Source organism: Thermococcus sp. 101 C5 (assembly GCF_009372125.1).
Classification (GTDB): Archaea; Methanobacteriota_B; Thermococci; order Thermococcales; family Thermococcaceae; genus Thermococcus_A; species Thermococcus_A bergensis.
The window spans coordinates 1-20,339 of sequence record NZ_WHIZ01000035.1; the positions used below are offsets into that span (position 1 = coordinate 1).

The following is a 20,339-nucleotide window of genomic DNA, read 5'->3' on the forward strand; positions in this document are numbered from 1 at the left end:
GTAATGTGTTATGGTCTGAAAATCCTCCTCAGAGTCAAATACTGTTTAAATAACAGGGGGTGAAACTAAACACGCCCTGCTAAAAGGGAATCGAGGTTGAAGACCTTAAGACCAAACCGCTCCAGGGCTGCTTCAATCTGCTCTTTGCTTAGCCTGTAGTCAAAGACAAATCCTTTCAGCCCTTCTTTTATCTCATTTTCGCTAAATCCAAAGAAGTTAACCATAAGTTCCAACGCCTCTCCCTTCCTTTCTTCCAGCCTTTCGGTGTTCTCTCTGTACAGCCCCATGAACTCTTTGAAGATTTCCGCGTTAGTTTTTAGAAACTCTCGATTTACCCCCAAAGTACAGCAGGGATACAGGCCAAACTTTTCCGCATATCTATACTCTCTAAACCCCATCTTTTTCAGCTTGCTTAGATAAGGCTCCCATATGCTTAGACCATCTATTTCCCCTTCCAGAAATGACTTCACCATCTCCTCAGGCTTTTTAAAGTAGATTACGTTCACTTTGCCTATGAGATCGTGCTTTTCTAGAAAGAGCTTTAACATTGTTTCCATCGTGGAAAGCTCAGACGAGCCTATAGTTAACCCTTCCCTGAGCTCTTCCCTGACAATAAGCCCGCTTCCACCAAAGCCGCACCCAGCAGCAATTTTTAAGCTCTTAGTTAGGAGTCCAAAAAGCACCTGGGTTACTAGGGGCGAGCACGCCATGTCAACTTTGCTCAGTGCCAAAGCATTCGTAAGCTCCAAGGCACTGCTGTAAACGATTACCCTAACATCGTGCTTTTTTTCGAGGTCTTTGGCTGTTAAAAGAGCGTGGGGATATTCAACGGCCTTCAGTACTCCAAGTCTGAGAATGCCCTTAATGGGAAAAGGTGCCTCTTCAATGAGCCACACTCTGTAGGCTTTTTTTCCAATCTCCCTTCTAACGATAATTTTTTCAGATTCCAGACTCTCAATTGCCTCAGCTATCGTGGATCTAGAATAGCCAAGTTCGTAAAGTTCACTTTGAAGTGCTCCTTCATGGGATTTTTCCTTAAGATATTTCAAAATAGCATCTTTAGCGCTCATGAGAAAGGCTAAGAACACAGCCTTTTATAATTTTATTGGAAAAAGAAAGAAAATCAGAGTAGGTTTCTTGCCTTCTTCCACTTGTGGCTCCAGCTGTATTTCCTCATTCTGCGGCTTCTTCCAAAACCGCAGGCTGCACAGTAGCCTTTTCTAGTGTTGAAGGACTTTCTTCCGCATCTCCTGCACTTTATGTGAGTAGGAGTTCTGTTTCTTTTTCCATGAGGAGCTGTTCCGCTTCCCACGAAGCCTCACCTCTCGCTCATTCTATCTCAACAGGGGAGATAGCCAACACATTATCTCCTCTAATAACGATCTTACCATAGTTCTTCTTTGGCTCGCCTTCTTCAATAAGCTGAGCATCAGCCAACACAACATTCATGTGGATATCATAACCGATAAGTCTTCCCCTAAACTCGGATCCTCTCTTGAGGATTACCAAAACTTCCTTGTCAAGTGATTTGTGCACGACATCAAGTGGTCTTTCCGCCATTTTTCTTCCCTCCTAAATAATCAAAGATAACGTTCAAAGTGATAACGGGAAGTTTGCTTTATAACTCTTTCCCTTCTTAAGCATAAGTCTAATTAAGGGGAGAAGCAAATGAGGGTTGGGGTGAAAAAATGAAGCTAATCGATGTATCAAGAATTGTTATGGAACAGGTTTTGGGAGTAGAGAACGGAGAAGAAGTTTTAATAGTAACCAACCCTGGAGAAACCCTTGAGATATCTCTGAGCCTCTTTGAAGCCGCCAAAGAGTTCGAGGCAAAACCAGCAGTAATAGTGCAGAGCCCAAAGGGGGCCTTAGATTATGCTGAGAGGGCCGTCATAGAGGCGATAAAATCAGAGCCAGATATTGTAATATCCATAAGTGAAAAGAAGCTTGGAAAAGATCCCTATGGTGTCAACATTGGGTATATTGGAAGGGACAACAAAAAACACACGCACATTTTTGAAAAACTGTTGAGAGGGGACAAAAGGATAAGAGCCTTCTGGAGCCCGGGAATAACAAAGGAGATGTATCTTAGAAGTGTCCCAATAGATTATGAAAAGCTCAGAGAGGAAGCAAAGATACTGGCTGAGGTTCTGGAAAAAGGGAAAGAAGTCCACATAACAAGCGAAAAGGGGACAGACCTTTGGATAAACATTGATGGCAGAAAGCCGTTAAAAGACGATGGAGACTTTAGAAAGCCGGGAAGAGGGGGAAATCTTCCCGCGGGAGAGGTTTTTATATCCCCTGCAGTTGGAAAAAGCGAAGGTGTGATAGTTTTTGATGGAACTTTAGGTCTCGGAGGAGAAAGCATCATACCAAAAGAACCGGTCAGGGTTTATGTTGAGAACGGGCTCGTCACAAAGGTCGAAGGGGGAGAAGATGCAAAGAGGCTTGAAGAAGCTATAAGAAGAGCTGAAAAAATGGCACTTGAAATGGGGAAGGAAGAATATGCAAGAAACGCCTGGCATCTTGGAGAACTCGGTATAGGGCTCAACCCAAAGGCCCAGATGTCAGGAAAGCTGCTGGAGGATGAAAAGATTAGAAAAACTATACACATAGCCATAGGAGCAAATTACGACAACGATGCCCCTGCTTTGAACCATTATGACTGTCTAGTTTGGTATCCGAGTGTAGAGGTTGACGGGGAGATTATCATGAAAAAGGGAGAATTCACAATACTCTGAGGTGGTACCATGGAAATCGGAGTTGTAGGGAAGCCAAACGTGGGAAAGTCAACGTTTTTTGCAGCAGCTACCCTTGTAGACGTTCAGATAGCGAATTATCCGTTTACCACAATAGACGCCAATATCGGTGTTACTTACGCAACCGCTGAACATCCGTGCAAAGAGCTTAACTGTACCCCAAATCCACAGAACTATCAGTACAAAAACGGAATCGCTCTCATTCCAATAAAGATGATAGACGTTGCGGGATTAGTGCCAGGAGCCCATGAGGGAAGGGGGCTCGGAAACAAGTTCCTGGACGACTTGAGGATGGCATCCGCTCTAATACACGTTATCGATGCAACTGGAAAAACAGACGCAGAGGGGCAGCCAACAGACTATCACGACCCGGTCGAGGACATAGAGTTCCTGGAGAAGGAAATAGACTACTGGATATACGGAATTCTAAGGAAAAACTGGGAAAAATTTGCAAAAAGAGTAAAAATGCAGGGTTTAAAGCTTTCCAAAGCAATAGCGGACCAGCTTGCTGGAATTGGAGTTAGCGAAGATGACGTACTCGATGCTATGCATAAAGCGAATTTAAACGACGACCCTACAAAATGGAGCGATGAGGATCTGTTTAACTTCGTGAGAGAGCTCAGAAAGATAAACAAGCCTATGATAATAGCCGCAAACAAAGCCGACGCTGCCGATGATGAGCAGATAAAGCGGTTAATCAGAGAAGGGGAGAAAAGAGGGTACATAGTAGTGCCGACATCAGCAGCTGCCGAGCTGACACTTAGAAAAGCCGCTAAAGCCGGGTACATCGACTACATCCCCGGCTCAGGAGACTTTAAGATTTTAAGACCTCTAAACGAAAAGCAGAAACAGGGACTGGAGCTCATTAAAGAGAAAGTGCTCAACAGGTTCGGCTCCACAGGAGTTCAAGAGGTGATAAACAGAGCAGTTTTTGAGCTCCTTCAGCTAATCCCTGTTTATCCTGTGGAGGATGAACACAAGCTAACCGATCAATTCGGAAACGTTCTGCCGCATGTATTTCTCATGAAGAAGGGTTCAACGCCGAGAGACCTTGCATTTAAGGTGCACACCGATTTGGGAAGGACTTTCCTCTACGCCATCAACGCCAAAACCCACAGAAGGGTAGGAGAAGACTACGAGCTTCAGTTTAACGACATCATAAAGATAGTTGCCACCGCTAGGTGACTCTTTTTCCTTTTATAAGCTCCTGGTAAAGCCTTGGTTCGACATCTTCCTCTTTTAGTCCAAGTCCCCTCGCAACTTTCCATATCTCCCTTTTAGCATCTTCCACATTATCGCTTATGACTTCTATATCCAGAAAATCCCCGAGCCCCTCGACCCGATTTAGCTCAAAAGTAACGTTGCCAAGCTTATACACATATCGGTGCTTCTTAACCCATATATCCTCTGTAAACCCCAAACGCTTTAAAATCTCCCTGGTCTTGTCAAAATCCCCGACCTCAACCTCTATCTCATCAAATTCTTCATTTCTCTTGTCTTTAATCTCTTTGTATCCGAGAATAACCTCGCCTGTATTTACGATATGCCTAATGCGGAGAAGGTTGGGGAGGGGGACGTCAAAATAAAGATCCTCCTGAATCTCTTCTCTGACTAGTTTAGCTCCCAATTTCTCTATTTTTTCTTTTATTTCATCCAGGACGACCCTAAATTTTACCTCAACTTCCATTTAAATCCCCAGCAGCAGCCCCTTAATTTCTTCTCCCTTCTTGAACTCCGTTATTGGATAAACCACAACCTCCCGCACACTTGGTATGGTCTTTATGTTTTCCTCAATGAACTCATTCAACTCATTTTTCGTTTCCGCCCCAACGAGGGCAACTATCTTCTCGTCCTCCGTTTTTGCCACCAAGAGAATATTGGGGAGATTTGCCAGGTTTCTTGACACATACTCAAGGTATCTCCCTAAAAAGTCCTCTATTACTGGTTTTTCTATACCTATTACTACAAAAGCAACTTCCTTAGGCCTTGCAACTTCTCCCAGAACTATCGTGTATTTTTCCACAATTCCCTTCTCGATAAGCTTCTTTATTCTGAAATGTATGGTAGATTCAGGCTTACCCAACTTCTCACTAATCTCAGAAATTGTTATCCGCGCATCTTCCTTAAGAATCTTTAAAATCGCCCTGTCCAGGTCGTCAAGATATATCATCCTACTCACCCCATCGCCTGTACAAATTGTGAGGTATCCCCAAGATGTCTAAAGTTTTCCCGATTATAAAATTAATGATGTCGTCTAAATTTTTAGGCTTATGGTAATATCCTGGGGACGCTGGCATAACAATTGCTCCAGCTTGTGTAACCTTCAACATGTTTTGGATATGCACCAAGTTTAAAGGGGTCTCTCTTATCAGCAATACTACCTTCCTTCGTTCTTTTAGAGCAACGTCTGCAGCCCTCGTAATGAGGTTATCAGCATACCCATTAGCTATAGCACTCAGCGTTTTCATTGAACACGGAGCCACAACAAGGGCATCAAACCCATAAGAGCCAGAGGCTATTGGTGCAAAGAGATCATTCTCTCTGAAATCAGGCTTAAAGTCAACTCCCACTTCATATTTTATAACCTTCAAAGCCGTCTCTGAGGCAACGCTAACGACCTCATGCCCCAACTCTTTTAGAACCTCAATTAATCGAATCCCATAAATAACTCCACTCGCCCCAGTAATGGCAACCACAATTCTCATAGCTCTTCACCGTTTTGAGTACTTTTACGTTTAGGTACTTAAAATACTTTGTGTGAATTTCATAACGGATGCATAGCTTTTCGAAACAATGTTTATAAGGTTAAGTTGCCCATATTTACACTCAGGTGTGAAGATGAAGGGAAATGACTACGCAGAGGTTCTTCTCAAAAAAGCCCTGGAGCTCACAGGGCTCTTGGACATTAAAGCCTTAGTTGTCATTGGCATAGAACTAAAAAAGCCCCTCAAAGTGAACATACCAATCCTTCTAGTGGGGAGAGAAACAAGCAAACAACATAACCTTAAAACCCTTCCCCTTCCCCTCTCAATGGGAACCAAAAATCTTGTAAATTTAGCTTCGAGCTTTATGATAGCTGAGGGAATAATCAAAGAGGGAGAAACGTTCATATACGTGACCCCATCCACGTTGGGCATTAGAAAAGCTAAAAAAGCAGTAGAGGTCGAAGATGAGTTTTTCTCTCAAATTGAGCACATTTTCCAGGAAGTTCTTGAGCTTGCCATAGAGCTCAGCCTTGAAGGCAGAGAAGGAAAGCCAGTAGGGACAATATTTGTGATAGGGGACACAAAAAACGTTATTAAATATTCCCATCAGATGGTGCCAAACCCCTTCAAGGGATATAAGATAAACATCTTCGATAAGGAGAGTAAGGAAATTATAAAGGAGTTCGCATTTTTGGATGGAGCCTTTGTTATAAGCAGGTCAGGCAGAGTACTATGTGCGGGAAGGTATTTGGACATCGATTTTAAGAAAGTAACCGTAAACATTCCCTCCGGGCTGGGAAGCAGACACCTAGCAGCGGCAGGGATTTCAAAAGTTACTAAAGCAATAGCAATAACAGTGTCAGAGAGCGGGATAGTGAGAGTCTTCAAGGACGGGAAGATAATCTTCGAGTACAACCCAAGGCTGCATTAAAAAAGAATAAAAGGTTCAGAAGAGCCACTGGTTTTCTATACACTCATCACATGGTGGCTTTTCTGTTGCCATGGCTCTAAACTTCGAGTATATACACTCTGGCAGTCCGAGAGGACATCTTTCTGGAGTAAGCTCCGGTCTCACCTTGGTTGGGTCGAGCTTTATCTTTATGTACGCCTCGTACTCCTCAACCTTCTTCCATGGGAGCACTTTCGCACCGTATATCACAAGGTTGTCGTGAATCTTTGCATAGTCTCCAATTACAGCGTTTTCTTTTATTATGACGTTTCTGCCAACTACAACACCTTCTCCAAGAATTGAATCCTTGAGCTCGCTCCTCTCCCTTATTATGTCGTATCCCAGGAGTATTGACCTCTTGAGATATGCTTTGTCCTCTATAACTGTGTTTGGCCCAATGTAGGTATATGCCTTAATTTTAACTCCGTGTCCTATTTTGACATTCCTATCAATGTACACTGGCCCCTGTATCTCAACGTCCTCTGGCACTTCAGCTCCTTCTTCTACAGTATAATACCCATTGTTCTTGGCGATTTCATCCAGTGCAAGCTGGTGAGCATAGAAGAAGTCTTCGGGAGTTCCAAGATCAACCCAGTAGTTCTCTCTCGGCATCATGTGGCCATAAACCTGGCCCTGACTCACGAGCCTTGGAAGAACTTCCCTCTCAAAGTAGACCTCTTTTCCTTTGGGTATCTCTTTCAGGACTTCTTTGTTAACCATGTAAATTCCCGCATCTACTACGTTGCTCTTGGGCTTTAGGGGCTTTTCTTCAAAATCAACTATCTTTCCTTCCTCGTTTGTAACAACAACACCGTATTTCTCCGGGTCATAGACTTTTGTTAGAGCTACAGTAACGAGTCCATCGTTTTCTCTGTGTGCTTTTATGAGCTCTTCAAAGTTGAAGTTGGTAAAAACGTCCCCATAAATAACCAAAAATTCCTCTCCCACGAACTCCTCAATGTTCTTGATGGCACCACCAGTTTCCAAGGGCATCGGGTCGTTGACAAACCTTATGTCTTTCGGATAATCGCTCATTTTGTCCTCTATGAATTCCCTAATTTCTCCCCTCATGTAGTGCACAGAAAGGATAACCTCGTCAATCTCTTTTATCTTCTCCAGGTTTTCAAGTATATACTGGAGGTTTGGTTTGCCGAGAACCGGTATCATGGGCTTTGGTCTTGTTGAAGTGAGCGGCCTCAGTCTTGTTCCAAAACCACCGGCAAGAATAACAGCTTTCATAGTATCACCAATAATACATTGGATTACTACCTTAAATATTTTACGTGCATTAAATATCCCCTCGATGAACGACCTTTCATGTTATGTACTTCTATGGTCATCCTTCTTAAGCTCGTATATGCTGCCTTTAAACACAACGCAACTGCCGGGACAGATTTTCTTTAGGGGACAGCTCGAACATGAAGAGCCCATCTTGACTTTTTCCACATAGCCTAAGCTTTCAAGGATTTTTATGATTCCCTCAACTTCCTCCACTGTGAGGTTCAGTCTCTCAGCTATTTCTTTGGGGCTTCTCGCCCCATTCTTTATCAATTCCAGCACGTCATCGAGCTTTCCCATTTTGTTCACCTCTTAAAGTCCAAGCAAAAGACCAACGTTGTAAACCACAATGCCAACTACGCTCGCAAGCAGAAGATTGTAGATGGAAGCCACAAAAGCCCACTTGTTTCCCCCTTCAGCTCTTATAGCCCCTATTGTTGCTATACAGGGGATGTATAATGTAGTCACCAAAGCTAAAACAAACGCCTGCAGAGGAGTCATGGCATTCTGCATCAGTGATATAAGGGCTTCTTCGTTTTCTCCTATGCCATATATTATTCCATACGTTGCAACAACATTCTCCTTAGCAATTATTCCAAAGATCAAACTAACAGCTGCCTTCCAGTCAAGGCCCATGAGCACAGTGAAGGGCTCAAACACTTTTCCAAGCTTTTCTGCATAGCTCAAGCCGTTGCCTATGGGTTCGGGATAATTGCTTAGATACCATATCGCCACGGAGCCGAGTAAAATTACGGTACCAGCTTTCTTTAGAAATTCCTTGCTTCTTTCCCATGAGTGCACTAGTGCAACCTTCAATGAAGGAGAGGAATACTCAGGAAGCTCTATTATGAACGGGCTCTCTTCGCCTTTAACAACGAACTTTCCAAGGATTAAAGCCGAAAGCAAAGCTAGAAATAGAGAAATTGCATATATCCCCACCGCTACAAGGGCTTTATGGTCGCTGAAGAATGCTCCTGCTAGGAAAGTTATAACCACCATTCTCGCACTGCATGGGACGAGTGGGTTTATCAGCATGGTTAATATTCTATCTCTCTCGTCGTCTAAAGTTCTCGTTGCCATTATAGCGGGAACGTTGCACCCAAATGCTAGAACCATTGGAATAAAGCTCTTTCCAGGAAGGCCAAACTTTCTCATTATGCCTTCCATTACAACAGCCGCTCTAGCCATATACCCGCTGTCTTCGAGGATCGACATTGCAACGAACAGCAGAAAGACTAGAGGGAAAAAGCTCAACACTGACCCGACACCACCGATAATTCCATCAACAATAAGGCCCCTCAGAGCTTCATTGCTGATAACCGGTGCAACAAATTCGCCGAGTGCTATAAAGGCACTGTCCAAGAGCTCCTGCAAAGGAGCACCAATTGTGAACACAAATTTAAACAGAACGTAGAACACACCCAAAAGTCCCAAAAGTCCGTAAACCGGATGAGTGAGGAACTTATCTATCTGGTCGCTGAAAGTTTCCTTAGCTTCTCCAAAGTGAGTTACGAACTGATGCATGAGTTGATCTATAAATTCATACTTTTGGTTTGCAATTACAATATCAAGGGAGCGCTTATAGTAAACTTCCAGCTCGCTTATATGCTTAAGTATCTCATCCATTTTTCCTGAACCAAGGTAGTCCAAAACGAGCTTTATCACTTCCTGGTCCCTGGTGAGGAGCTTTATTGCCAGCCATCTGATGTTGTACATCTCTTCCAATGGAGTTCCTCTCAAAAGGCCGGATATATGCTCTATTTCCCTCTCTATTAGTTCCTCGTACACTGGAGTCACAGGGTTTGTAGTTATTCTCCCCTCGGCCATGCTGGCTATTGTTCTTTTTAATTCTTCCAGCCCCTCGCCCTCTTTGGCATTTGTTGGAACTACCGGAACCCCAAGAACTTTTTCCATTTTTTTGATATCAATGTGAACTCCTCTTTTTCTTGCGATGTCAATCTTGTTCAATGCAATGACAATGTTCTTGACGCCCATCTCAAATATCTCCATCGTCAAAAAGAGGTTTCTCATAAGGCAGGAGGCATCGACCACATTCACAATAACGTCTGCGTTCCCGTTTAGGATGAAATTTCTCGCAATGAGCTCGTCTACAGAGTTTGCAGTGAGAGAATACGTTCCGGGGAGATCAACCACCAGAAACTCTTTATCACGGTATTTCATTATGCCTTCTTTCTTTTCAACAGTTACACCGGGCCAGTTACCTACATGCTGCCTTAAACCGGTTAAGGCATTAAATATCGTGGTTTTCCCCACATTTGGATTGCCCGCTAGTGCAACGACTTTTAGGCCCTCTTTCTTTTCTTCTGGAACTTTTTCAACGCTGCAACAAGAACTCATCAAAGCTCCCTCCTAACAACTATCTTCTCCGCCACTCCTCGCCCCAGGGCTATGCGGGTGTTTCCAATAGCGATTATATACGGGCCAGGATTTCCCGATTTGAGGACGAAAATCTTTGTTCCTGGAGCTATTCCCATGGACAAAAGCCTCTGCCTAGCCCCATACCCTCCTTGGATGTCCACCACAACGCCTTTCTCTCCTTCACGCATCTGAGTTAATCGTACATACATGAGCATCACCATTAGGCAAACCTAATTCTAGTTAATGGTGTGTAGATACCCTTAAAAAGATTTGGTGAGCCTAAAAATCTAAAAAAGTTTGAAAATCAAAGGAGAATAGTTCTGAAACATCTCCCCACACTGCTATTCTCGCATAATAGCGGGAAAACAAGGGAAAAATAGCAAAGGGATTCAGGATTTAGCCCTTCCTTTTTGTTCCTTCCACTCTTCCAGCAGTGTTGAAAGCAAACCCAAAGCTACAGGGCCAATTATTAATCCCTTTATTCCAAAGCCCATTATTCCGCCAAATATTCCCACCAGTGCAAGGGCAGGGTTTATTTTTGCACCTTTTGCAACAAGTTTTGGCCTAATTGTAATATCAGGGCCAGGAGATATTAAAGCTACACCATATACCGAGAGCATGACCGCTGCAAAGATATCCCCCTGAGTAAACAGATAGATGGCCCCAGCTATCCACACTATCCATCCCCCAATAACGGGTAAAAGCTCAAGGACAACGCAGAGTATCCCTGCTGCAATTGCTCCACTGAGGTTCGCCACCCCAAGGAAATAAAAGCCCAGTGTTAGTAGAACGCCTTTAAAGACGCTCAGCATAAGCCAAGTCCTCAAAATGGCATTTAACGTCTCTTTTGCCTTTTCTACTAGCTCCATACCCAAGTCTCTCCTCTCTTCGGGCAGCAGTGCATAAAGCTCTTTAGATAAAGTTTCTGAGTGCACAAGCATTCCATAAAAAACTGTGATAAAAACGATAGCCTGGAGAATCAGCTTGGGGATAGAAAGGGTGTAATTGAGGAGGTATTCGCTTACCTTTTCCGAAACCCTTTCAACCAGAATCGCGGCTGATTGCTCCACATCAAGAGGAAGGTTCAATGACAGAAACCATGCGAGTGATTCGTTTATGTAAATTACCAGTGACCTGGTTACATCTCTAAACCACAGCACTATGCCAAATATAAAGCCAACTAAGAGGAGGCTCATCAAAGCCGATAGCAATACTGCAGATTTTTTGGTGTCAAGCTTCTTTGCAAGCCTTTCATGAAGAGGATGAAGAATATACGCAACCGCCAAAGCAAAGATTATCGGGGTGATAAGAGGTTCCACGGTTTTCCATACAACGAAAAGAATTATAAGAGAGACCGCAATCCAGACAATGTGTTCAGTCTTCATGGAATCATCTCCTAAGATACTTGAGTATCAACTCTCTCGCCTGAGGTTTGTTAAATACAAAAAGGGTTTTTCTGGCTCCATCAAGCAAGAAATTCTTTCCAATTACCAAAAGTCCATCTTTTAGTTTGTAGATCTCTGCGCTCTTAACGTCGATAAGGTCTTTCACGTCCTCCGGGGCATCTATTTCCTCCAATAGGTTCTCTGCTTTATCAATTAAAGACTGGTTGATGAACTTGGGTCTGCTCAACTGAAGCTCTTCTGGAACAACTTCACTAGGATCCATGAAAATCCCCCAGAACTCCTTGGCACATTCAAATGGATATACGTATTCACTGCCATATATGGGTTGATAGAGCTCATAGATAATAGACAGCAAGACTTTTCTCGCATCCCCTCCATAGTATTCAATTCTCAGGTTAAATTTTCCGTCTTCAAAGCCGTTCTCAAACACCTCGAGGTGCTCTTCACACTGCATTCACATCACCTCCGTATATAGGAGGCGACGTAATTAGGGGGCATGTAGAGTGAAGAGCTCTCATAAACACCAAAGTCAGTCCGTTGAGCGTCGTAAAGCACTACATTCGCGCTCTTCACGCCGAGAATGTCTTCAAGAGTTTTTATTGCATAGTCTAAGTCACCGGTGTCATCAACTAGGGTGCCCTTAACGTCGCCTGCAAACCAAACCCTTCCGTCGCCATATTCCTTTGTCGTGTTCATGTCGAGCTTTCTTCCCTCGCTGACAACCTGGAGGAAATACTCGAAATAGGTGTTTATAGTGTTCTTTATCATCTCTTTCTCCTCATCAGTAAGGTCTCTCCATTCTGCACCCATATCCTTGTATTTACCTGTCTTAAACACGTTTACCTTGACACCATTTTGAGCGTAGTTTTGCTCCAAGTTGTAGTGGACGTAAATAACACCAATGCTGCCAACCTCAGCGAGAGGATCTGCTATTATCTTATCAGCCGCACATGCGAGGAAATACCCCCCCGAAGCGGCTACGCCTCCGGTATAAGCGACTACCGGCTTTTGGTAAGATAATTTTTTCAGCTCTTTATAAATGGTTATAACCGGCCCCACATAACCTCCGGGGCTTTCAATCCACAGAACAACTCCTTTGATGTTATCGTCCTTTCTTATCTCCCTGATTTTAGAAATTACATCCAAAGCAGTGGTTTCATCAATTGGACCTACAACAGGGAGTATTGCCACAGTTACGTTGGCCCCTTCGCTTACCTCTCCCCGCATCTGGCTTTTGAGATATTCAATCTCTCTCTGCAGCTCTTCTATTTTTGCCTGAAGGGCCAATGTGGTGTTGCTTTCCACTTCCTTTACCGTTTCTTTGTAAACCACTGTAAAATTCTTATCTTGGAGGGCTTTTTGTAATTCGGTGTTTTGAGTATAGAGGAGTACTCCTGCAACCGTTGATAATGCTAAGAGGAGCGCAAGGATAAAGCTGAGATACTTCCATATTTCTCTCTCCATTAGAGTCACCTAAAGTGAAATGGCTTTGGAAACTTTTAAATTTGGTGTTTCCATAATCTCTAACAAAAGCAAAAGGTGGAAAATATGGAGATAGGAGTAAGTGTTTATCCCCATCTTGTGAACAAAGGAAAAAGTCTTGCATCAGTTTTAGCGGAATTAAAGATTAAGGATTACGATTTTGTCCAGATATTCCCTCATACGCTTGGCCTAATAAAAAATGGAGAAGTAATCGAAAAGAACTTACGCCCAATAGAAAACGCCCTAAAGGGAGTTGGAGTAAACTACACAATTAGAATGCCCACTTCAGTGAATTTGAGAGACAGCGTATACTACACCAGACATTTCAAGGTGGCTAAGGCTGTAATCGATGTGGCAATAAAGCTCGGCTCAAAGATAGTGGTCATGCAAAGCGGCCGCACTGGGAGGCTTGATCTTGAGATAGAAGCCTTACAGCAGCTAGCTGAGATAGCAGAGAAATTTGGAATCAAAATTGCCCTCGAAAACACTTACAGCGTTAAGGACACGCTATACGTCGTCGAAAGTGTCAACAGAGAAAACGTGGGCTTTGCCCTTGATTTGGGACACGCGTTTCTAAGTGCTCAAGGCGACGAGAACAGGTTTTTAGAGGATGTAAAGCTTGGCACAGATAAGACGATAATCCTTATGATTCACGATAACTTCGGAAAGCTCTTCCCGCAAGTAGAACCCGAGGATGCCCTGGCATATGGTGTCGGAGACCTTCACCTGATGCCCGGAGAAGGAAAAATCCCCTTTGGAAAAGTGCTAAAGCTTTTCGGAGAAGTGCCCCTGCTTCTTAAAATCAAAGACCCCGACACTTTCGCAAGAATTCCACCAAAGAAGGGGTTAATAGAGCTGCTTACCAGCATTTAAAGCTCCAGTCTCTCTTTTACTACTTTTAAAAGTTCCCCGAAGGCACTGCCGATTGCTTCTTTCTTTCTCGAAGGGTGTAGAACTTCGGGGGTAAAGTTCTTTTTGAGAATACCCACGGCTTCTTCTATGGTTATTTTCTTTTCAAGCCAAGCATAGGCCAAAATCGCTTCAGCAATATCGCCCCTTCCGTGTTTATCTGTCCTCGGCGGAACATAGCTTAGCAGCTTGGCTTTTTCAAGTGCAATGCTCAGTGATGCATTGGGTACTCTCCCAGCACTGGGATAGCCGAGGTACTCGCTTAAGGCGAGAGAAAATATAAAGTTGACAAGCGAATCCCCGAACTTTGAGAGGTTCTTATCGTTAAAGTTCATTGAGTACTCCATTCCTTACCCTCTCAAAATTAAAAAGGAGTTTCACCCCTTTACTGCCTTCTCCCAGGCCTCAAGGACTTCCTTTGCCCTATCGAAGATCTTCTGAGCAGCTTCCTCCAAAGCCTTTTCGGGAGTTATTTTTCCATCGGTGACAACCCTGAACCTCGGCTTTCTTGCCATGAGAACTGGGTGCTCTATGGTGTATGCGGCAAATGTGACGTGCTCGTTTTCGTGAAGCACCTCATTGAGTAAGTTGGCAAATGTATGATCTTCCCCCTCAAGATAAAATTCGAGCAAGTTTTCTTCACGCTTTATGACCTCAATCTTCATTTTCCTCACCTGTAAGTTTTTTCAACATTATCTCCAGTGCTTGCTCCTTATTCTTGATAAGTTCATATTTAAATTTATCCTCCTTATACTCAGCAACCCCCAGCTCAAGGGCAAGATCCAAGACCTCTTGAGGATCAAGCTCAAAAGCTATAGCTATGGGCAGTACAACCTCCCTTATTTGTCTCGTAGTCTGCAAAGCTATCTCGCTCAGTGCATCTCCGAGTTTTTTAGTTAATTCCACAATTTCGCTCCATGGAAGGGAGCTTATAAGCCTATTGTCCCTAAGCTCAGCTGTCTCCCCGAGAAGTTCAAGGGTCTTTAAAAGGATAGGAACCGCAACGCTTGTTCCAGCTTCTCTGAAGATGTCATCGATGTTGTATTGATAAAGCCCTCTTCTATCTGGGTACAATCGGGAGCGCACCCTTTGATGAATTTCCCTGACCTTCTGCATAGCTTCCCTTATCTCGTCTTTAGTCCCCTGAATGTTTACTTTGAGGGAGTTCAACTTGCCGTGAACATAAATAAAGGCAGGAAGCTCAAGCTTCTGTAGCTCCTTCATGAGCTCCTCCTTTTCGATATCATCTTTAACGTGAATAACCATAACTTTCTTGGCTTTCATTTTTTACACCTTACTCCAGCTTCAGCTTTCTATAGTACGTCGAAAGCTTTCTTGTCTCTGTTCTCCCGCAGTTTGGACATATAAGCACGTTACCCCTTCTTACCAGAGGTCTCCTGCATGAGGAACAGAGAGCATAAACCACTCCTAAGTCAGGAGCCTTTGTGGTGAGCTGTATCGGGCTTTTTTCGTTGGTCAATACTCTTGCCCTAACAATGTCTCCGATTTTGAACTCGTTGCTCATTGATTCCACGTAGCCATCTCTAACTTGGGATATGTGTATCCCGGCCAGTTTCGACGTAGCTATCTCCCTGTAGCCCTTTCTACCCTCAATTCTGAGCAGCTGAACTATGGCGGCTTGGGGTTTAACTTCTATAACTCTCGCTATTACAACATCCCCTACCTGCGGGAGAGGTGGAGTGTCTGTTAGTGGCTCCACAGATATTTCAACCTTTTCAGAGTTTATTCTAACTCTTCCAGCCCTTGCCGCATATAGCTCTCCATCTTCCTCTATTATGCCCTCACCGGGAAGAAATTCCTCAATAACCCCAAGATAATCTCCGGGAAGAACTATATCGCCGTCTTTTACCCGTTTCTTTTCTTTTTCATCCATCCACCCACCACCACTAAACTTAGCCCATCTAAACTTTTAAGTTTATGGATGAGGAAAGCCTATAAAAAGGTTTATGGCAACTTTTATGTAGCTTTGCCAAGTAGAACGAGGTGGTGGTATAAATGAAAATGCTGCTGATACACAGCGACTATCTCGAGTATGAGGTAAAGGACAAAGCCCTGAAAAAGCCCGAGGAGATAAGTGAAGAACAGAAGAAAGGCAGGCTTGATGAAGTTCTTGCTGCCTTTATAAGCGTGGAGAAGGTAGATGAGCAAAATCCAGAAGAAATTGTTGAGAAGGCTGTTAAAGAGATAGAGGATGTTGCTGCTCAAGTAAAAACAAAGAACATTTTCGTTTATCCCTTCGCCCATCTAAGCAGCGAGCTCGGTTCTCCTGATGTAGCTCTAAAAATCCTCAAAGAGATCGAGGAAAAGCTCAGAGAGAAGGGTTACAACGTTAAGAGAGCACCGTTTGGATACTACAAGGCATTCAAACTCAGCTGCAAAGGTCACCCCCTAGCAGAGCTTTCAAGGACAATCATACCGGGTGAAGCAAAGAAGGAAGAGGAAGTGCCCGAAGCCCTCAAGAAGGAAGAGGAGCTCGTCAGCTACTGGTACATTCTCACGCCAGAAGGAGAGCTCATTGAGGTGGACAAGTTTGACTTCTCTGGCTATGAAAACCTCAAGAAGTTTGCAAACTATGAAATAAGCAAGAGCAGAGTTGCAACGGAAGAACCTCCTCACGTTAAGATAATGCTTGAACAGGAGCTTGTGGACTACGAAGAGGGAAGCGACCCCGGAAACCTCAGGTACTATCCAAAGGGAAGGCTCATAAAGTCCCTTCTTGAGAACTACGTGACGGAGAAGGTTATCGAATATGGAGCAATGGAAGTCGAAACGCCGATTATGTACGATTTCGAACACCCAGCCCTTGAGAAGTACTTAAACAGATTTCCGGCAAGGCAGTACATAGTAAAAAGCGGCGATAAGAAGTTCTTCCTCAGATTTGCAGCCTGTTTTGGCCAGTTCCTCATAAAGAAGGACGCCACAATCAGCTATCGCCACCTGCCGCTTAGAATGTACGAGCTCACGAGGTACTCATTTAGAAGGGAAAAGCGCGGTGAGCTCTCCGGCCTGAGAAGGCTCAGGGCATTTACAATGCCCGATATGCACACGGTAGCCAAAGACCTACAGCAGGCAATGGAAGAGTTCAAAAAGCAGTACAAGCTCAGTATGGAAGTCCTTAGGGGAGTTGGGCTGACCCCAGAGGACTACGAAGTGGCAATAAGGTTCACAGAAGACTTCTGGAACGAAAACAGGGACTTCATAGTAGAGCTCGCAAGGATAATCGGAAAGCCTGTTTTAATCGAGATGTGGAAGCAGAGGTTCTTCTACTTCATCCTCAAGTTCGAGTTCAACTTCGTGGACAACCTCGACAAGGCAGCAGCGCTAAGCACGGTGCAGATAGACGTGGAGAACGCCCAAAGATTCGGCATAACCTACTACGACGAAAACGGAGAGGAGAAATATCCATTAATTCTCCACTGCTCGCCAAGTGGGGCAATAGAGAGAGTAATGTATGCTATCCTTGAAAAGCAGGCAAAGCTTATGAAGCAGGGCAAGAAACCCATGTACCCACTGTGGCTTAGCCCAATCCAGGTTAGAGTCATCCCCGTCAGCGAGAAGTACCTTGATTATGCCCTCTACGTTGCCGGAAAGCTTGAGGGAGCAAAGATAAGAGTCGACGTCGATGACAGAAACGAGAGGCTCAACAAGAAGATAAGGGAAGCAGAGAAAGAGTGGATCCCATACATAGTTGTCGTTGGTGAAAACGAGAAGAGAATGGGAGTAATTACAGTCAGGAAGAGAGAAGGTGGCCAGTACGAGATGCAAATTGAAGACTTAATAAAAGAAATAAGGCAGAAAACAGAAGGATTCCCCTACAAGCCGAGGCCACTGCCACTGCTTGTGAGCATGAGGCCGAAGTTTAGAGGGTGACTTCTTTTCCCCATTTTATTTCAAAAAGAAGGAAAAAAGAAGTTCATTCTTCTTCCTGGATTTTTGGTTCGCCAAGCATTTCCTTCAGAAAAGCCTGTGATTCTGGTACAAACTGGCTTTGTGGGACTTCCTCTCCAAATTTATTGAAGACCTTTGCCTCAAGGAAGTTCAGTTCAAATATCTCATACTTCTCGCTATCTTTTTCAGCAACATTGATGCCGTGCTTGGCTAAGTGGTCGGGGACGTTCTCTATATCGACGTATTTTCCACATTTTTCACACTTGTAGAACTGCCAGAAAACGTAATCCTGACCGTTCATCATGTTGTTCTTCAAATGCCTAACTAAAAGTCCGCCCAGATATTCATAAAAATCTTCTTGAACGAGCCCTCCATCCCTTTCGACGACTTTAAATCCTCTCCAGACTATATGGTCGTGGATATCCATCAACGTGGCCTTCAAAAATCTCTCTGAGAGTACGAAAGCGCCGTTCTTTATGTAAAACGTTCCGTTATCAGGAAGAACTACTATGTCTATTCCGTACTCCTCTTTTTCTCCACTCAACTTCTCGGCCTCTTCCTTGCTCTCCGCAAGTTTTATCCTAACAGGGAGTCTGCTCTTTCTGTGATAGCCAACTATCCTATCGTCATAGATGTCCCAATGGTAATCATCCAGCATCCTTATTCTTGAGTAGACTCCCTTCACTCTGGCACTTAGCTCGCTGTATTTCATTCACACCACCGTTAGAACCTCAACCTTGGGATTAATAAGTCTTCCCGGAAAAATTTAAAAAGGGTTGCAGAGGCGAAAAAATCTTTTAAAGCCTAAATGAAAGAGAAAAGTGGAGTGAGACAATGCTTCCCGAAGAGATAGAAGAGCTCCTAAAAGGAATGAATGAAGAAAAAGTCCATGGAGCATCATATCTAGCAAAAATGGGAGCTAAAGCTTACATGCTGCTCGCAGAAAGGTTTGAAGGGGAAGAGCTGGTTGAAAAGCTCAAGGAACTCGGGGTTGAAATCATCAACGTGAATCCCACCATGGCGTCCCTTTACAACCTGGTTAGGTTCATGCCAATAACCGCAGATCCAGAGTTCATTAAGGCAAAAGCAGAGGAGTTCATAAAGCTGAGTGAAGAGGCAAAGCGAGAAATCGGGAACATTGGAAGCGAGCTGATAGACCACAACGAAGTCATTATAACACACTCCTATTCTTCGACAGTCTTTGAGATATTAAAGAAAGCAAAAGAAAAAGGTAAGATCTTTAAAGTGGTTCTGACCGAGAGCGAACCGGACTACGAGGGCCTGTTCCTCGCCAAAAAGCTTGAAGAGCTTGAAATCCCCTTCGAGGTTATAACAGACGCTCAGCTGGGACTTTTTGCAAAGAAGGCAACCCTGGCATTGGTAGGTGCCGACAACATCACCAAAGACGGCTACGTTTTTAACAAAGCTGGAACTTACCTGCTTGCACTTGCCTGTCACGACAACGGAGTTCCCCTCTACGTTGCGGCGGAGAGCTTTAAAATACACCCAGAGGCAAAAGCTGAAGATGTCAAAATCACAGAGAGAAAATTCAAGAGAAACCATACAATAATAAGGAACTACCTTTTCGATGCAACACCCTGGAAATACATAAGGGGGATAATCACAGAGCTAGGCATTCTCGTACCGCCAAAAGAAATTTAAGTCAGAGGGCAGCGTCTATCAAAGCCCGCATGTGAATTTCAGCACTATCCAAAACTTCAACGCTCACATCCTCCCGCTTTATTGCAAGGGGAAGTTCAGTGCAACCCAGTATAACGCCTTCAATATTTTCGCTTTTTGCGTACCTTTCAATAAGCTCAATGAGCCATCCTTTGCTTTTGAGGTTTTCAAACATCAGTTCCTCGAAGATTATCCTGTTGATTTCCTCGATTTCCTCTTCTCTCGGAACGATTACCTCAAACCCTTTTTCTTCCAAAGCATTTTTGTAAAATGGCATTGTCATTGTGGTTTTTGTTCCTAAGAGAAGGAGCCGTTTGAGGTTTCTCCTCTTTGCTTCTCCAGCAACTGCATCGATTATGCTGACCATCTCAGCGGTTACTTCTTTCTTAATTTCTGGAAAAACAATGTGTGGAGTGTTTGCGGAGATCCCAATAACCTCCGTCCCTGCTTTTTCGAGGGCTTTTGCGGCATTTATCAGAATTCTCTTCCTGCCTTCCCATCCATCCGGGTTGTCCTTAAAGTCCCTGAAGTTTATGGAATAGATTATCAGCTCCGGAAAGAAATATGGTTCAAACTTCTCCCTTGAGATCTCGATGTATTTTTTATAGTAGTACAGGGTGGATTCCGGGCTCGTGCCACCTATTATTCCAATCTTCTTCATAGCACCACCAACCAAAAAATAGAGCAGAAGCTTATGAAGGTTTTTGTGAAAAAGAATTCCACTATCTATTCCTGAGGCTTGCCGTCTCCTATCTTTTTCCACTTTCAACCTTTCGGGGCTTTTTCTCTCCGGTAATCCACAGGCGGTGAACTACCCCGTCCGCAAGGACGGGGCTTCGTGAGGAGTTAAGCCACCCCAAGGTAGCCTAACCCTCACAGGCCG

The 20,339-nt window shown here is 43.9% G+C and carries 25 protein-coding genes; 6 read left to right on the forward strand and 19 right to left on the reverse strand.

What is annotated here, in order from left to right; all coding sequences use genetic code 11:
• Positions 1–65 precede the first annotated feature (65 nt).
• Genes GBV73_RS06390 through GBV73_RS06400 form a run of 3 tightly spaced genes read right to left on the reverse strand, consistent with a single transcriptional unit; the run spans position 66 to position 1,560 of the window.
• Positions 66–1,070 (reverse strand): ABC transporter substrate-binding protein, encoded by a 1,005-nt coding sequence (locus GBV73_RS06390; protein ID WP_172967211.1) that lies wholly within the window; start codon positions 1,068–1,070, stop codon positions 66–68.
• A gap of 53 nt (positions 1,071–1,123) precedes the next feature.
• Complete coding sequence (locus tag GBV73_RS06395) at positions 1,124–1,312, reverse strand: 50S ribosomal protein L37e (protein WP_042697945.1); 189 nt, start codon at positions 1,310–1,312, stop codon at positions 1,124–1,126.
• A gap of 17 nt (positions 1,313–1,329) precedes the next feature.
• The gene (locus tag GBV73_RS06400) at positions 1,330–1,560 is read right to left on the reverse strand and encodes an LSm family protein (protein WP_042697942.1); all 231 of its coding nucleotides are present in this window, start codon (positions 1,558–1,560) and stop codon (positions 1,330–1,332) included.
• A gap of 128 nt (positions 1,561–1,688) precedes the next feature.
• Here GBV73_RS06400 and GBV73_RS06405 point away from each other — a divergent pair, with 128 nt between their 5' ends.
• Both GBV73_RS06405 and GBV73_RS06410 read left to right on the forward strand, forming a co-directional pair.
• The gene (locus tag GBV73_RS06405; RefSeq protein WP_042697929.1) at positions 1,689–2,741 is read left to right on the forward strand and encodes an aminopeptidase; all 1,053 of its coding nucleotides are present in this window, start codon (positions 1,689–1,691) and stop codon (positions 2,739–2,741) included.
• A 9-nt stretch (positions 2,742–2,750) separates the two neighbouring features.
• Complete coding sequence (locus GBV73_RS06410; protein ID WP_152880174.1) at positions 2,751–3,944, forward strand: redox-regulated ATPase YchF; 1,194 nt, start codon at positions 2,751–2,753, stop codon at positions 3,942–3,944.
• Here GBV73_RS06410 and cyaB read toward each other — a convergent pair.
• From cyaB to GBV73_RS06425, 3 genes are read right to left on the reverse strand one after another with little or no spacing between them, the layout of a single operon-like run.
• On the reverse strand, positions 3,937–4,446 hold the full coding sequence (gene cyaB, locus GBV73_RS06415) for a class IV adenylate cyclase (RefSeq protein WP_152880176.1): 510 nt from the start codon (positions 4,444–4,446) through the stop codon (positions 3,937–3,939). The two genes, GBV73_RS06410 and cyaB, sit on opposite strands and share 8 nt — an antisense overlap.
• Positions 4,447–4,929 carry an Lrp/AsnC family transcriptional regulator gene (locus tag GBV73_RS06420; RefSeq protein ID WP_152880178.1) on the reverse strand — a complete coding sequence of 161 codons (483 nt, stop codon included), beginning with the start codon at positions 4,927–4,929 and terminating at the stop codon, positions 4,447–4,449.
• 1 nt (position 4,930) lies between these two features.
• Positions 4,931–5,464: a UbiX family flavin prenyltransferase gene (locus GBV73_RS06425; protein ID WP_152880180.1), complete on the reverse strand. Its 534-nt coding sequence runs from the start codon at positions 5,462–5,464 to the stop codon at positions 4,931–4,933.
• A 133-nt stretch (positions 5,465–5,597) separates the two neighbouring features.
• On the opposite strand from GBV73_RS06425, the gene GBV73_RS06430 reads away from it, so the two are divergent.
• Positions 5,598–6,395, forward strand: a complete 798-nt coding sequence (locus GBV73_RS06430) for a diadenylate cyclase (RefSeq protein WP_152880182.1) — start codon at positions 5,598–5,600, stop codon at positions 6,393–6,395.
• Positions 6,396–6,410: 15 nt separating this feature from the next.
• Here the strand turns inward: GBV73_RS06430 and GBV73_RS06435 are convergent, their stop codons facing one another.
• From GBV73_RS06435 to sppA, 7 genes are all read right to left on the reverse strand, one after another.
• Positions 6,411–7,652: a sugar phosphate nucleotidyltransferase gene (locus GBV73_RS06435; RefSeq protein ID WP_152880185.1), complete on the reverse strand. Its 1,242-nt coding sequence runs from the start codon at positions 7,650–7,652 to the stop codon at positions 6,411–6,413.
• Positions 7,653–7,733: 81 nt separating this feature from the next.
• A complete protein-coding gene (locus GBV73_RS06440) occupies positions 7,734–7,991 on the reverse strand; it encodes a winged helix-turn-helix transcriptional regulator (RefSeq protein WP_152880187.1) in 258 nt (85 codons plus the stop codon).
• A gap of 12 nt (positions 7,992–8,003) precedes the next feature.
• Complete coding sequence (gene feoB / locus GBV73_RS06445) at positions 8,004–10,049, reverse strand: ferrous iron transport protein B (protein WP_152880189.1); 2,046 nt, start codon at positions 10,047–10,049, stop codon at positions 8,004–8,006.
• A complete protein-coding gene (locus tag GBV73_RS06450) occupies positions 10,049–10,279 on the reverse strand; it encodes a FeoA family protein (RefSeq protein ID WP_152880191.1) in 231 nt (76 codons plus the stop codon). The genes feoB and GBV73_RS06450 overlap by 1 nt, the downstream gene beginning before the upstream one ends.
• A 180-nt stretch (positions 10,280–10,459) precedes the next feature.
• Complete coding sequence (locus GBV73_RS06455) at positions 10,460–11,455, reverse strand: AI-2E family transporter (protein ID WP_152880193.1); 996 nt, start codon at positions 11,453–11,455, stop codon at positions 10,460–10,462.
• 4 nt (positions 11,456–11,459) lie between these two features.
• Entirely contained in the window at positions 11,460–11,930 is a 471-nt protein-coding gene (locus tag GBV73_RS06460) for a PH1570 family protein (protein WP_152880195.1), read from the reverse strand.
• Between the two features lie 5 nt (positions 11,931–11,935).
• Positions 11,936–12,940 (reverse strand): signal peptide peptidase SppA, encoded by a 1,005-nt coding sequence (gene sppA / locus GBV73_RS06465; protein WP_152880198.1) that lies wholly within the window; start codon positions 12,938–12,940, stop codon positions 11,936–11,938.
• 84 nt (positions 12,941–13,024) lie between these two features.
• Between sppA and GBV73_RS06470 the strand changes: the two genes are divergently transcribed.
• Positions 13,025–13,831: a sugar phosphate isomerase/epimerase gene (locus tag GBV73_RS06470; protein ID WP_152880200.1), complete on the forward strand. Its 807-nt coding sequence runs from the start codon at positions 13,025–13,027 to the stop codon at positions 13,829–13,831.
• On the opposite strand, the gene GBV73_RS06475 is transcribed toward GBV73_RS06470, so the two are convergent.
• The 4 genes from GBV73_RS06475 to GBV73_RS06490 are packed head-to-tail and all read right to left on the reverse strand — an operon-like array spanning position 13,828 to position 15,761.
• A complete protein-coding gene (locus GBV73_RS06475) occupies positions 13,828–14,214 on the reverse strand; it encodes a ribonuclease III family protein (protein ID WP_042698491.1) in 387 nt (128 codons plus the stop codon). The two genes, GBV73_RS06470 and GBV73_RS06475, sit on opposite strands and share 4 nt — an antisense overlap.
• A 30-nt stretch (positions 14,215–14,244) precedes the next feature.
• Positions 14,245–14,532 carry a DNA-directed RNA polymerase subunit L gene (locus tag GBV73_RS06480; RefSeq protein ID WP_042698494.1) on the reverse strand — a complete coding sequence of 96 codons (288 nt, stop codon included), beginning with the start codon at positions 14,530–14,532 and terminating at the stop codon, positions 14,245–14,247.
• The gene (locus GBV73_RS06485) at positions 14,522–15,151 is read right to left on the reverse strand and encodes a DUF2067 family protein (RefSeq protein WP_152880202.1); all 630 of its coding nucleotides are present in this window, start codon (positions 15,149–15,151) and stop codon (positions 14,522–14,524) included. Before GBV73_RS06485 ends, GBV73_RS06480 begins: the two co-directional genes overlap by 11 nt.
• 10 nt (positions 15,152–15,161) lie before the next feature.
• Positions 15,162–15,761, reverse strand: coding sequence for an exosome complex RNA-binding protein Csl4 (locus GBV73_RS06490; RefSeq protein ID WP_042698500.1), 600 nt, complete (start codon positions 15,759–15,761; stop codon positions 15,162–15,164).
• A gap of 122 nt (positions 15,762–15,883) precedes the next feature.
• On the opposite strand from GBV73_RS06490, the gene GBV73_RS06495 reads away from it, so the two are divergent.
• A complete protein-coding gene (locus GBV73_RS06495) occupies positions 15,884–17,758 on the forward strand; it encodes a threonine--tRNA ligase (RefSeq protein WP_152880204.1) in 1,875 nt (624 codons plus the stop codon).
• 43 nt (positions 17,759–17,801) lie between these two features.
• Here GBV73_RS06495 and GBV73_RS06500 read toward each other — a convergent pair whose 3' ends face one another.
• Positions 17,802–18,488: a TBP-interacting protein gene (locus GBV73_RS06500; protein ID WP_152880206.1), complete on the reverse strand. Its 687-nt coding sequence runs from the start codon at positions 18,486–18,488 to the stop codon at positions 17,802–17,804.
• 122 nt (positions 18,489–18,610) lie between these two features.
• On the opposite strand from GBV73_RS06500, the gene GBV73_RS06505 reads away from it, so the two are divergent.
• Complete coding sequence (locus tag GBV73_RS06505; RefSeq protein ID WP_152880208.1) at positions 18,611–19,438, forward strand: translation initiation factor IF-2B subunit alpha; 828 nt, start codon at positions 18,611–18,613, stop codon at positions 19,436–19,438.
• A 1-nt stretch (position 19,439) separates the two neighbouring features.
• Here GBV73_RS06505 and GBV73_RS06510 read toward each other — a convergent pair whose 3' ends face one another.
• Positions 19,440–20,117, reverse strand: a complete 678-nt coding sequence (locus tag GBV73_RS06510) for an aspartate/glutamate racemase family protein (protein WP_152880210.1) — start codon at positions 20,115–20,117, stop codon at positions 19,440–19,442.
• Positions 20,118–20,339: the final 222 nt, after the last annotated feature.